The following is a 12,891-nucleotide window of genomic DNA, read 5'->3' as shown; positions in this document are numbered from 1 at the left end:
ATAGCGTTAAAAATAGAGTTATGATGCATGAATTGAAAATTGCGGTTATTGGATTAGGATATGTAGGCTTGCCCTTAGCTGTTGAATTTGCCAAAAAATATCCTGTAATTGGTTTTGACATAAATGAAAGAAGGGTACATACCTTGAATGATGGATATGATTATACTTTAGAAATTGATGATGCCGATTTGAAATCAGTTCTAAAAAAACAACATAATATTGAACCAGGCTTGTTTGTTACCAATAACAAATCAATCTTAGCTGAAGCCAATTTTTACATTGTTACTGTACCTACACCGGTTGATAAATATAATCGTCCTGATCTTACAGCCCTCATTAAAGCTAGTGAAGTTGTTGGTGAACATTTATCAAAGAACGACATAGTAGTTTATGAATCAACTGTTTACCCCGGCGTAACAGAAGATGAATGTGTGCCTGTTTTAGAAAAAAAATCAGGTTTAAAATTTAATCAAGATTTTTATGCAGGATATTCACCAGAGCGCATTAATCCGGGAGATAAAGAACATACTGTTTCGAAAATAAAAAAAGTAACTTCCGGATCTACCCCTGAAGCTGCAAAAAAAATAAATGCCGTTTATGCCAGTATAATTAAAGCAGGTACACATATGGCTCCGTCTATTAAAGTAGCGGAAGCAGCAAAAGTTATTGAAAATGCACAACGCGATATCAATATTGCCTTCATTAATGAGCTGTCGAAAATATTTAATCATTTAAATATTGATACCAATGATGTTTTAGATGCAGCAGCCACTAAATGGAATTTCTTAAAATTTAAACCCGGATTGGTAGGAGGACATTGTATTGGTGTTGACCCCTATTATTTAGCACAAAAAGCAATAGAAGTAGGTTATCACCCTGAAATAATACTTGCCGGAAGAAGATTAAATGATAGTATGGGAAGCTATATAGCTGATGAGGTAATTAAATTAATGGTGAAAAAAGAAATTCAGGTAGTGGGAAGCAAAGTGCTTGTTTTAGGAATAACCTTTAAAGAAAATTGCCCCGATGTAAGAAATACTAAAGTTATTGATATTATCCGTCATTTAAAATCGTACCAAATTAATGTGGATGTATATGACCCATGGGCAAATAGAGAAGAAGTTAAACACGAATATGGCATTACTGCATTAGAAGAATTTCCAGAAATAAAACACTACTATAATGCCGTTGTTATTGCCGTTGCGCATAAACAATTTACTTATGAACAAATAAAAAATATTTGCAGAAAACAATGTGTGGTGTATGATGTAAAATCGGTTTTTGATAAAGAATTAATTGATGCAAGACTATAATATATGTATAACAAAGCTTTTCATTCCACACCACTTAACGATAAAAAAATATTAATTACCGGAGGCGCAGGCTTTATTGGTTCAAACCTAGTTGAATATCTATTAAAATTTGAAACACAAAAAGTTAGGGTATTAGATAATTTTAGCACCGGACACATAAACAATTTAAAGCCCTTTTTACTACATCCAAATTTTGAATTGATTGAAGGAGATATCAGAAATTACGAAACTTGTGTTGCAACGTTAAAAGATATAGACTTTGTACTGCACCAAGCAGCATTAGGATCTGTACCACGTTCCATAGAAGATCCAATAACAACCAATGAAGTAAATATTTCCGGGTTCTTAAATATATTAACAGCAGCAAAAAATAAAGGAATTAAACGACTGGTCTATGCTGCCAGCTCAAGTACTTATGGCGATAGCAAAAATTTACCCAAAGTAGAGGATATAATAGGAAATCCACTTTCACCTTATGCAGTTTCAAAATTGGTAAATGAATTGTATGCAAAAGTATTTTCCACATCCTATCAATTCCCTACCATTGGATTAAGATACTTTAATGTGTTTGGTCCAAAACAAAACCCGAAAGGAGCCTATGCAGCTGTTATTCCATTATTTGTTCAATCAATGCTACAAAATAATGCACCCAATATTTACGGCGATGGTTTAACATCACGAGATTTTACATTTATAGAAAATGTAGTTCAAGCTAATATAAAAGCACTATTTGTAGAGAATATATATGCAAGTGAAGTGTTTAATATAGCTTACGGAAGTTCAACAACATTAATAGAACTGTGGAAAAAAATTAATAAATTAGGCAATGTAAACATATCACCTAATTATTTACCAGAAAGAAAAGGAGACATTAAACATAGTTTAGCCAATATAGATAAAGCAAAAAAAATATTAGCTTATAATCCTGAATTTTCCATTGATGATGGACTGGCAATTACCATAAATTGGTATCGCGATAACCCATATCATTTTGAAAAGCAATAATTCTTATTCATATTCTTAAAAATAACCTTAACCCTATAACCAAATACCAATATGAAAACACAATTAAAACATTTTACTTTTTTTTGTTTAATTATTCTTGTTGCCACCTCATGTGTTAGTACAAAACGTTCTACTTATTTTTACGATGCAGGTCAACTACAATTCAAAGTACCCGATGATGTTAAAGAAATACCTATTCAAAAGGGAGACATTTTATACATAAATATTAATAGCTTAAATGCGGAGGCTTCAGCAATATTCAATTCTACGAACAACATTAATGCTAGTACAACTTCAAGTACCGGTACATCATCAAATATTGGTGGTTATTTAGTAAACAATGAAGGATATATACAATTACCCGTTTTAGGATACATAAAAGCGGCTGGTTTATCAAAGAAAGAATTAAAAAGCTATATCACTAACCAAATTTTGGAAAAGAAATTATTATTAGATCCAATCGTAACCATACGACAAATGAATTATGAAGTTACTGTATTAGGAGAAGTTGGAAGACCAACGGTAATTACAGTTCCAAGTGAAAAAATTTCAATGGTGAAAGCACTTGGATTAGCTGGAGATATTACCATTTATGGTAGAAAAGACAATGTATTGCTGATAAGAGAACATGATGGTGAAAGAAAAGTAACACGTATTGATTTGAATTCACCTTCCTTTTTTACATCTCCCTATTACTACTTAGAACCAAACGATGTAATTTATGTAGAAGCCAATAAAAATAAAGTGGCAAGCGTAAATAGAACTCAACTATTATTACCTGCTGTATTAAGCGGATTATCAGTAGTAGCCATCGTTTTAGATAGAATTATAAAATAATAAATACACGTAAATTATGTCAGCCAATCAAATTTCCGGATTGCCTAAAAATGAAAGCTTATTTAGGCAAATGGTAACAAAATACCTACCCTACTGGCCATTATTTTTAGTGTTTTTAATAATTGGTGCAGGATTAGCTTTTACATATCTGCGATATGCAACCCCAAAGTATGAAGCAACCGCAACACTATTGGTAAAAGATGAAAAAAAAGGTTATGATGATTCAAAATTTGTGGAATCATTAAACATGATTAGTACTAAAAAAATTATTGAAAATGAAATTGAGGTATTACAATCAAGAACATTAATGGATAGTGTGGTGAGGAAATTACATTTGTATGCCCCTATAACACAAGAAGGTAAAGTTCGTCCCAGACCAGTATATAAAGAAAGCCCTGTTTTTATAGAAGCAGCTAATCCTGATTCTATAAAAAATGTAAAAAAAGTGTATATAAAAATAAACAGTTCGTTTACTTCAGTAACCTTAAATAACAACTTAACATATGCTGTTAATGAATGGGTTTATACACCATATGGCATATTAAAGTTCATTCCCAACCCAACTGTTTTTGTAGATAACAATAATGACAAGCCTTATTATTTTTCTTTATTAAGCCCTAAAGAAACAGTAGAAAATATTTTACATGTATTAAAAGTTAGTGCGTCAAACAAATTATCAAGTGTTATTGATTTAAGCTATCGCGATGCAGTGCCTAAACGCGCAGAAGACATATTAAATTATTTAATTCAAGAATACAGAAATGCAGCCATCATCGAAAAAAACAATTTGGCAACAAATACATTGGCATTTATTGATGAACGCTTAAATTTAGTTGGGCGTGATTTGGATAATATTCAACAAAACATTCAAAGTTATAAAGCAGGAAGCAATGCTGTTGATATAAGCACACAAGGGCAATTATACTTGCAAAATGTTAGTGCCAATGACCAAAAAATGAGCGATTTAAATATGCAGGCTGCTGTTTTAGATCAACTCGATAAAACTTTAAATTCAGAAAAAGGAGGAATTATTCTTCCTTCTACTTTGGGAGTAAACGATCCTGCTTTAGTTTTATTAATTACCAACTTAAATAATGCACAAGCAGATTATGATAAACTTCGCAGAACCGTTGCTGAAAATAACCCAATGCTTTCTTCAATAACCGATCAAATTAAAAGAATTAAAGGAGATATTATTGACAACATAAAATCACAAAAAAATAGCATACAAGCTGCCAAAGAAAAACTTGCGAGTACCAACAACCAATACAATGCAGTATTAACAACTATACCACAAAAAGAAAGACAACTACTAGAAATAAGTAGGAATCAAAATATTCAGAATGGAATATATCAATTCTTATTACAGAAAAGAGAAGAAACAAAACTATCATTGGCGGCAATTATATCTGATAGCAGAATTGTGAACTATGCAGAAGCAGGAACTGACCCTGTAAGTCCTAATAAAATTATTGTTTACTTAGCTGCTTTAGCATTTGCATTTGGTGTACCTATTGTTTTCATAACTTTAAAAGAAGGCTTCAATAAAAAAGTTTTGTTTAGAGATGAAATAACTGCACTAACCTCTATGCAAATTATTGGTGAAGTATTCTTTGAAAAAACGAAAGAAGCTTTTGTTATTGAATCAGGAAAGAAAAGCATTATATCAGAGCAAATTAGAAAAATTAGAGCCGCATTACCATTTTTAGGAATATCTGAAAAAAATAAAAAGATTTTAATCACCTCAAGCATTTCCGGAGAAGGAAAAAGTTTTATTGCGGCTAATTTAGCAGCAGGTATTTCCTTAACCGGACAAAAAGTTATCTTATTAGATTTCGACTTACATAACCCAGGCTTAAGTAGGGCATTAGAAAAAACTGAAGAACCCGGAGTAAGTGATTACTTAAAAGGTGAGAAAGAACCGGAAGAAGTAATAAGAAGGGTAAGCGGTTATGATAATTTATTTTTTATACCAGCAGGTAACTTACCCGATAATCCATCTGAATTAGTTGTAAATGAAAAAACAAAAGAATTGATACAATATGTAGAAAATATTTTCGATGTAGTTGTTATTGATAGTCCACCTGTTTTCTTAGCTACTGATGCATTCATCTTATCCAACTATAGCAGTGCAACATTATATGTAGTACGCCATAAATACACACCGAAACAATTGTTGAAAAGAATAGATGATACTTGTAAAATTAATCCATTAAAAAATGCAGCTATTATATTTAATGGAGTAAAATCTCGTGGATTCTTTAAAAACAATTATGAGTATGGTTATGGTTACGGAAACGATTATGTTTATACCTACAACCGACCAAAACAAAAAAACAAATAATCTATTTATACTACCAATTCCAATTTCCTAAGGTTCCCCTAGCCCTGATAAAACCTCCAATAGCCTTCCATTTATAACCCTTTAAAAATTCACAAAATGACACAGAATTGGTATGTAGTTTACACTAAATCAAATGCTGAAAAAAAAGTAGCAATGCATTTAGCAAAAAAAGGTTATGAAGCCTTTTGTCCGTTAAATTGTATTTTAAATCATTATCAAGACAAGAAAAAGCTTGTTTTTGAGCCCATGTTTAGAAATTATGTGTTTGTGAAAACAACACCAAATAATTTAAAAGAAATAACAAAAATTAGTGATGATATCATTAATTTGGTTTACTGGTTAGATGAGGCAGCTACTATCAAAGAATCAGAAGTAAATGACATTAAAGATTTTTTGAACGAGTTTAAAAATGTTAGATTAGAAAAACGCCCTGTTAATCAAGCAACATTAATGCACATTGCTGAGCTTGTTAATGTAAATAAAACCAATACTCAATTAGATACAAATACTATCAAATTGTCAATACCCTCATTAGGTTTTAATTTGTTAGCTGATTTAGCTGAAGTACCGGCTATTATGTTAAGCTCAACTTCAGTAAACTTTAATAAACTTATGCCATCTTTCTAACCATGGCTTATTGATTTAATTGTCAACAATAAAGTTGGGAAGATGTATTTATGAAAAACTTTGTAAGAAATATTTTAGCTGAATTAATTGGATTTTGGCATCTATTGTCTGGAAAAATTAAAAAAGCAAAAAAAGGAGCATTGAATGGTGAATATATCTTATCTATTTATTTTCATAAACCATCCTCCAAATTGTTTGAGTTTGTAATCCGTTGGCTATTAAAAAATGGATTTACTATTATTCCTTCAAAACAAATTGAAAAAATAGTAGCCGGCAAAATTCCCTTTCCAAAGGCAACAGCAATTATAACAGTTGATGATGGCTGGAGAAGCAATATTAAAAATATTGTAGCCATTGCAAAACAATACCAAATTCCCGTAACCATATTTGCTGCTACCGAAGCCGTTGAAATGGGAGGTGGTTATTGGTGGACCTATGTTAATAAAGCTAAAAATCTAAATTTAACAACGTACAATGCAGAAGCACTAAAAAAAGTGAAAAATGTTGACCGAATAAAAGTGGTAAATGAACTTAAAAATGTGTTGAACTTAAGTAGAGAAGCAATGTATCCAGAAGAATTACTATCTGTATCAGAAAGTAAGTACATTACAATAGGAAGTCATACAGTTACACATCCCATTTTACCTAACTGTAATGATGATGAAGTGCAGTATGAAATTAAAGAATCAAAAAAAAAATTAGAACACTTATTAGGAAAAAAAATTGATGAGTTTGCCTATCCTAATGGAGATTATGGGAAAAGAGAACTAGAATTATTGGAAAAAAATGGATACAAATTAGCTTTCACCACTAAAACAAATTATTTAACTAAAGAGCGGTTAATTGATAAATTAGAAATACCACGTTTTGAAATTTGGGAAGGTGCAGGATATTTTGAAACCATTAGTAGAATAACCGGCGTTTGGTTTAATAGCAATCAAAAGAAAAAAAATTAGATGGGCAGTAAGATATTTATCATATTATTCATGCTAACAGTGGCATCATTTTTTGCATTGATGCTATTTACTACAGGCGATAAAAATAAGGCATACGTACAATTTATATTATTATCATTTCCATTTCTTGCATTAGATACGCATTATGGCGATTTATTTTTTTCAGATTTTGATGTAGTAACCTTAAGCTTTTTATTTGGCTTTTATTCACCGAAAAGAGTAAGCCTAAAAAATGGAAAAATATATCTCACTACATTCATTTTCCTTGTTATTATCATTATTATAGGACTTTATAAAGCTGAAAGCTTAACTAGCTCTTCTACTTCATATTGCATCGAATATATATGCCTGTTTGTATTTGCGAAAATTTCAGTTGATGAAATAGTTGCCGATCCGGCATTCTTTCACCAAATTATTCAATGCTTAAAAATAATATTCCTTTTCTCATTAGCATTTCTAATGGGACAATTTGTTTTAGGTGTGGGGTTTTCTTTAGCAAAGGTGCAAAATCCTAACGTATTATCTGAAGGTACTAGATATACAAGCTTTTTTCAAGATCCACAAAAGTATGCACAGTACCTGGCAGCTATGAGTTTTATCTTTTTAATAAAAGACCCTATAACACAGAAAGTATCTACCCTTAACTACGGTTTATTTTTAAGTGCTTTAATTGCAATACTTTTTACAGGTGGTAGAGGTGGATTAGGTGGATGGGCTGCCGGAATGTTCTTAGTAGTTTTATTTGGAAAATCGAGCTATAGATATGCCATTATTGTTGTAGGAATTTTAGCCTATATAGTTATTGACAACTTTAAGGATGATATTGCGATGTTTAAACGTACATCAGTTGATGATACCTATGCTTTCAGATTTGCTATTTGGGTTGATGCATTTAAAATATTTTTAGACCATAAATATTTTGGTATTGGATTAGGCAATTATGCTAATTATGTTTCTGTTCATAATCCTGACCAATTTTGGTTAGTTGATAATGAAATTACCTATTATGATCATCCGGAAAGTGGCTATTTAAAGTTTTTAACGGAATTAGGCGCAACGGGATTTATATGCATCTACTTCATGATAATATTCCCAATGGCTCAAGCTTTTTTCCTTTTTATAAAAAATAAAGACAGCACAATTATATTACTCATTGCCGGCGTAATAGCCTGGATGATTGGGTTTTATACAGTTTACTCATTTAGTGATGTTAGAATGACCATTTTTATTATTACATTTTTAGCAATGCTTGCAACTAGTTATAAATGGAGTAATTATAATATTGAAACAAATGCTGCAACAATTCTATAAGAAAATTTCTGGAAGCATATTTAAGAATAGTGCCTGGGGAATATTTTCAAATATTTTTCAAAATATATTATTTAGTGTTTTTTTTATAGTTGTAGCTAGAAAATATAGCACAGATGACTTTGCTAATTACATATTAGCAAACACATTATATTCATTTGTTGTAGCTTTTTCCTCTTTAGGATTAGGTCAATGGTTTATTAGAGAATTGCTTACAACAAATAATAAACAAATTTTAATAAATAAATTTTTTAAAATTCAAATTTATGTAGGTATATTTTTTTATATAGTTAATCTAATAATTGCAGTTCTGTTATATCAAAATCAAACCATTAGAACACTATCAATATTTATTGGAATTAATGTAATATTTGACAATGTTATTTATGTAATTAAATACATTAATGTAGCCGAGGAAGAGCAAAAGAAAAGTTTTATTATTTTAACCATAGAAGCTGTTTTAAAATTTGGAGCCGGTTGCTTGTTGTTCATATATCCTATTCCAATTGTTTACTTATCAATTATTTTAATCTTACTTCGATTTGTTACACTTAATCTGTTTATTAAAATTGGAAGTTCTAACTTGGTAAATATTAAAGCCATACTACAAACAAAAATAGATTGGAGTGAGATAAAAAAATTATTAATAAGCAATTGGTCATTTGTTGTAATAGGCAGTATTTCTATAATTTATTGGCGAATGGGCAATATATTAATTTCAAAAATTTTGCAGGCACAAGATGTAGCGAATTATGAAATATCATTTAAGTTATTTTCAATGGCAGAAATTTTGCCGGTAATTGTGTCAACTTCGATATACCCATTATTGGTAAAAACCTATCAAGATAATCAGGAAAAAACTATTCAATTATTTAGAAGGGCATTTATGGCATATGCACTATATGGAATATTGGCATTTACATTTATTTACTGTTTTTCAGACGTCATTATTCCGTTTCTGTTTGGTGCAAAATATTTAAACACATCAATGTATTGTAAAGAAATGTTCTTAACAATACTAATATTTCCAACTGCATTATTACAAGCCAATTTACTGGTAGCAATGAAAATGGAAAAAAAAGATATGTGGTTAAATTTGATAAGTTTAGCATTAAATTTAATTTTTAGCTTCACAGGTTTTTACTTTTTCAAATCACTTTCAGTCATCAATTTTTCTATATTTCTATCATTTGGCTTTTTTCACATACTACAAGATGCGCTTTTAATAAAAAGAAAAATCATTTCAGCAATCCATACAATAAGCTTTTATTTAGCTACAATAAGCATAATAATTTTATTTTATTGGGGAAGTAAAGTAATAAATCAGTATTTATTATTTATATGCTTTTGGATAATTGCTACAATTATAGTCGGCATTTTTATTTGGAACATGTATAAAGAAAACTTTTCCAAAAAAATTAAATTACAGTTCTACAAAAGATAGTTAACTGTAAAATAAGCTCTTTTAAATACCGAATTTATGGTAGTGGTATATTATACAACACCTTACTTTTTAGATGCTGCTTTAGAAACTATTCAAAGCATAAAGTTTCAGGTATTATTACATGTGATAATTGAAATATCACCGGAATCAAAACAGAGCAATGTAATTAATATAGAAAGCTTAGAAAAATACAATTATTTAGAAGATGCCGAATATGTTTTAGGAGAAGAAACATGGAAAAAATTTAAACCCTACTTTGAAGGTGTTTGTAGTGTAAAATTTATAGTACATAAAAGCAAGAAAGGATTTGGATTAACAAGTATTAGGAATGCCCTTAAATTAGGATGGCATATTAATAAGCTTAAGGCTAACATAATTCACTTTGATAGTATAACTGCTAGGAGTATAGGACTATATCCATTTATACGATTTAAGAAATTATTCATTACTATACATGATCCTGTTCCACATAGTGGCGAAAATAATTGGAAACTAAACATACCTAGAAAAGTATTTTTTAATTGGGCCAAAGGATATTTCTTTTATTCAGATTTTTCATTAAAACTTTTTAAAATAAACTATCAAAAAATAAAGGCACCACTAATGCAACTAAAGTTGCTTCCTTATAGTATTTCAGCCCATAAAAAGGATAACAAATTTTATAGAACTAGCATTCTATTTTTTGGAAGATTATCAGAATACAAAGGAATTGACTTGTTTATAGAAGCTGCTAAAATTGTTTTGAAAAAATATTCTGGAGAAAAGTTTATTGTAGCAGGAGCACCTTCATTTAATTATAAAATTGATAAGAACCAATTATTGGGATATGAAATGAATTTCGAGATACACGAAGGCTATTTAACAACAGAAGAATTAAGCGAAGAAATAATAAAATCAAAATTTGTTGTATGCCCTTATAGAGATGCCACACAAAGCGGAGTATTAATGACTGCATTTGCAAACCATAGAATGGTTATAGCTACAAATGTTGGCGCTTTTAAGGAATACATAACACCTTATAAAAATGGCTTATTATGTGAACCTAACAGCAAAGATTTAGCTGAAAAAATGGAAGAAGCATTAATAGATAATCAATATCAAAACATTGAAATAAATATTGAAAATGAAGACTCCGCTATAGAAATGGAAAAAAACCAACATACCCTTTTGTATGCTTACGAAAGAGTATTAAAAATGAAAAATAAAAGAACTTCAAGTCTAAAATTATTTTTAACAAGAAAGTACAAGTACAGAGAAGTACTAAAGATTAAAAGTTAGCAATGCATTTACTTATGCACAATTAATATATGGTAAAAGAAAAAAAAATTGCATTTGTTATACATGGCCTACCAATGGGTGGAGCCGAGAAATTTATGATTGGTTTAGCAAAACATTTTAAAAATAAAAACTACAATATACATATTATTCTGTTAAGTAATGATGATGAATTAATTGAAGAAGTTCCCATCGGTATAACTGTAACAAAAATATTAAAAAACAAAAGGTTCGATATTTTAGTTACAAGAAGAATAAAACAATACATACAAAGAGAAAGAATAAATAAAATAATCTGCATTAATTCATATGCCTATTTCTTAACTAAAATTGCATATTTCGGTAATAAGGATACCAAAATATTTGTTTCGCTTCATACTACAAAACCATTCTCAAGAAAAAGTTATTTACAAAATATAGTATATTTTAGGCTTATTGATCAACAAGACTGTTTTATTTACATCTGTAAAAATCAAAGAGAATATTTACGAAAAAAATATTGGATTAGCCCGAAAAATGAGGAAATAATATATAATGGAATAGATACTGAATACTTTAGTTTAAAAAATGTAGACAATAAAAGGCTCCACGAATTTAAAGAGAACCTTGGCATAAAAAACAAGGAGCAAATTATTATTAAGGTAGCTAGAATTCAAAGTGAAAAGAATCATGAAGTAGCTATTAAAGCACTGAACATTCTACACACACAACTAAACAATAAGGCACATCTAGTATTTGCTGGAAATGGCAATATTAATTATATCGATAGTTTAAAAAATATAGTAAAAGAATTAGTTTTAGAAAATTATGTCCATTTTATCGGAAATCAATCGGACGTAAGACCCTACTATGCACTTGCAGATGTATTTACACTAACTTCTAATAGTGAAACATTTTCATTATCTGCATTAGAAGCTATGGCATTGGGTTTGCCATGTTCACTAACAAATATTGGAGGTGCATCCGAAATGATAGAAGAAAATGTAAATGGATTATTAACTGAACCCTCCAATCCTACTTCTATCGCCAGAAGTTGGGATACCCTCTTGAGGATGCATATAAATAAAGAATTAATCAGAGAAATAGTAATAAACAAATTCAATATCGATACTATGCTTTTACGATATGAGCAATTAATAGAAAAATAAACATTATGAATATATTTATTACACTTGATTACGAAATATTTTTTGGAGAAGCAACGAAAGATGTAGATAAATATTTAATAGAACCCACCGATAGATTATTGAATACATTAGAAAAATACAACAAGAAAGCAGTATTTTTTATTGACATAGGATATGTAATAGCTTTAAAAAAGCAAATGCACAAACACGTTAAACTACAAGAAAACTATAAAGCAATTGTTACACAAATAAGTGAAATAGATGATCGAGAACACGAAATTGGTTTACACTTGCACCCACATTGGGAAGATTGTTATTATGATGGAGAAAAATGGCACATGCATTTGAGCAGGTTTAAACTTGCCGACTATGATAAAGAAAAAGCAAAGCAACTTTTTATACATTACCACAATGAGTTAGCTAGTTTAGTACAACAAAAAATTATAAGCTATAGGGCTGGGGGTTGGTGCTTAGAACCATTTCAATATATTAAAGAGGCTATGGAAATTTGTGGAATAAAAATTGATTCATCGGTATTCAGTAATGGAAAATCAACAACTAAAACCCATCATTTTGATTATACAAACTATCCAAATCAAACATTGTGGAGTTTTAAAGAAGAACCTAAAATATTAAATGAAGCAGGCTCTTTTAT

General features: G+C 29.8%; 11 protein-coding genes. All 11 read left to right on the top strand.

Annotation, left to right across the window (positions count from 1 at the left end; genetic code table 11):
- The first annotated feature begins 20 nt into the window (after nt 1-20).
- Nucleotides 21-1,313, top strand: coding sequence for a nucleotide sugar dehydrogenase (locus ACP5P5_RS07190; protein WP_428285430.1), 1,293 nt, complete (start codon nt 21-23; stop codon nt 1,311-1,313).
- Between the two features lie 3 nt (nt 1,314-1,316).
- Nucleotides 1,317-2,318, top strand: a complete 1,002-nt coding sequence (locus ACP5P5_RS07185) for an SDR family oxidoreductase (protein ID WP_428285429.1) — start codon at nt 1,317-1,319, stop codon at nt 2,316-2,318.
- A gap of 51 nt (nt 2,319-2,369) precedes the next feature.
- On the top strand, nt 2,370-3,155 hold the full coding sequence (locus ACP5P5_RS07180) for a polysaccharide biosynthesis/export family protein (RefSeq protein ID WP_428285428.1): 786 nt from the start codon (nt 2,370-2,372) through the stop codon (nt 3,153-3,155).
- Nucleotides 3,156-3,171: 16 nt separating this feature from the next.
- Complete coding sequence (locus ACP5P5_RS07175; RefSeq protein ID WP_428285427.1) at nt 3,172-5,499, top strand: GumC family protein; 2,328 nt, start codon at nt 3,172-3,174, stop codon at nt 5,497-5,499.
- 96 nt (nt 5,500-5,595) lie between these two features.
- Nucleotides 5,596-6,126: a transcription termination/antitermination NusG family protein gene (locus tag ACP5P5_RS07170; RefSeq protein WP_428285426.1), complete on the top strand. Its 531-nt coding sequence runs from the start codon at nt 5,596-5,598 to the stop codon at nt 6,124-6,126.
- Nucleotides 6,127-6,176: 50 nt separating this feature from the next.
- Nucleotides 6,177-7,082 (top strand): polysaccharide deacetylase family protein, encoded by a 906-nt coding sequence (locus ACP5P5_RS07165; protein WP_428285425.1) that lies wholly within the window; start codon nt 6,177-6,179, stop codon nt 7,080-7,082.
- Nucleotides 7,083-7,112: 30 nt separating this feature from the next.
- The gene (locus ACP5P5_RS07160; protein WP_428285424.1) at nt 7,113-8,393 is read left to right on the top strand and encodes an O-antigen ligase family protein; all 1,281 of its coding nucleotides are present in this window, start codon (nt 7,113-7,115) and stop codon (nt 8,391-8,393) included.
- On the top strand, nt 8,374-9,834 hold the full coding sequence (locus ACP5P5_RS07155; RefSeq protein ID WP_428285423.1) for an oligosaccharide flippase family protein: 1,461 nt from the start codon (nt 8,374-8,376) through the stop codon (nt 9,832-9,834). Before ACP5P5_RS07160 ends, ACP5P5_RS07155 begins: the two co-directional genes overlap by 20 nt.
- A 36-nt stretch (nt 9,835-9,870) precedes the next feature.
- Entirely contained in the window at nt 9,871-11,112 is a 1,242-nt protein-coding gene (locus tag ACP5P5_RS07150; protein ID WP_428285422.1) for a glycosyltransferase family 4 protein, read from the top strand.
- A 29-nt stretch (nt 11,113-11,141) separates the two neighbouring features.
- Nucleotides 11,142-12,257 (top strand): glycosyltransferase, encoded by a 1,116-nt coding sequence (locus tag ACP5P5_RS07145; protein WP_428285421.1) that lies wholly within the window; start codon nt 11,142-11,144, stop codon nt 12,255-12,257.
- Between the two features lie 5 nt (nt 12,258-12,262).
- Nucleotides 12,263-12,891, top strand: a 629-nt coding sequence (locus ACP5P5_RS07140) for a hypothetical protein (protein ID WP_428285420.1), incomplete at its 3' end; no start/stop codon positions are given.

Origin of the sequence: Hydrotalea sp. (assembly GCF_049968455.1) — a bacterium.
Lineage (GTDB): Bacteria > Bacteroidota > Bacteroidia > Chitinophagales > Chitinophagaceae > Hydrotalea.
This window is presented reverse-complemented; position numbering and strand designations above follow the sequence as displayed.

Excerpts from the sequence above, each read along its gene's own strand:
- ACP5P5_RS07185 (WP_428285429.1), top strand. The coding sequence starts at position 1,317 with ATGTATAACAAAGCTTTTCATTCCACACCACTTAACGATAAAAAAATA.
- ACP5P5_RS07150 (WP_428285422.1), top strand. The coding sequence starts at position 9,871 with ATGGTAGTGGTATATTATACAACACCTTACTTTTTAGATGCTGCTTTA.
- ACP5P5_RS07155 (WP_428285423.1), top strand. The coding sequence starts at position 8,374 with ATGCTGCAACAATTCTATAAGAAAATTTCTGGAAGCATATTTAAGAAT.
- ACP5P5_RS07175 (WP_428285427.1), top strand. The coding sequence starts at position 3,172 with ATGTCAGCCAATCAAATTTCCGGATTGCCTAAAAATGAAAGCTTATTT.
- ACP5P5_RS07145 (WP_428285421.1), top strand. The coding sequence starts at position 11,142 with ATGGTAAAAGAAAAAAAAATTGCATTTGTTATACATGGCCTACCAATG.
- ACP5P5_RS07170 (WP_428285426.1), top strand. The coding sequence starts at position 5,596 with ATGACACAGAATTGGTATGTAGTTTACACTAAATCAAATGCTGAAAAA.
- ACP5P5_RS07160 (WP_428285424.1), top strand. The coding sequence starts at position 7,113 with ATGCTAACAGTGGCATCATTTTTTGCATTGATGCTATTTACTACAGGC.
- ACP5P5_RS07190 (WP_428285430.1), top strand. The coding sequence starts at position 21 with ATGATGCATGAATTGAAAATTGCGGTTATTGGATTAGGATATGTAGGC.
- ACP5P5_RS07165 (WP_428285425.1), top strand. The coding sequence starts at position 6,177 with ATGAAAAACTTTGTAAGAAATATTTTAGCTGAATTAATTGGATTTTGG.
- ACP5P5_RS07180 (WP_428285428.1), top strand. The coding sequence starts at position 2,370 with ATGAAAACACAATTAAAACATTTTACTTTTTTTTGTTTAATTATTCTT.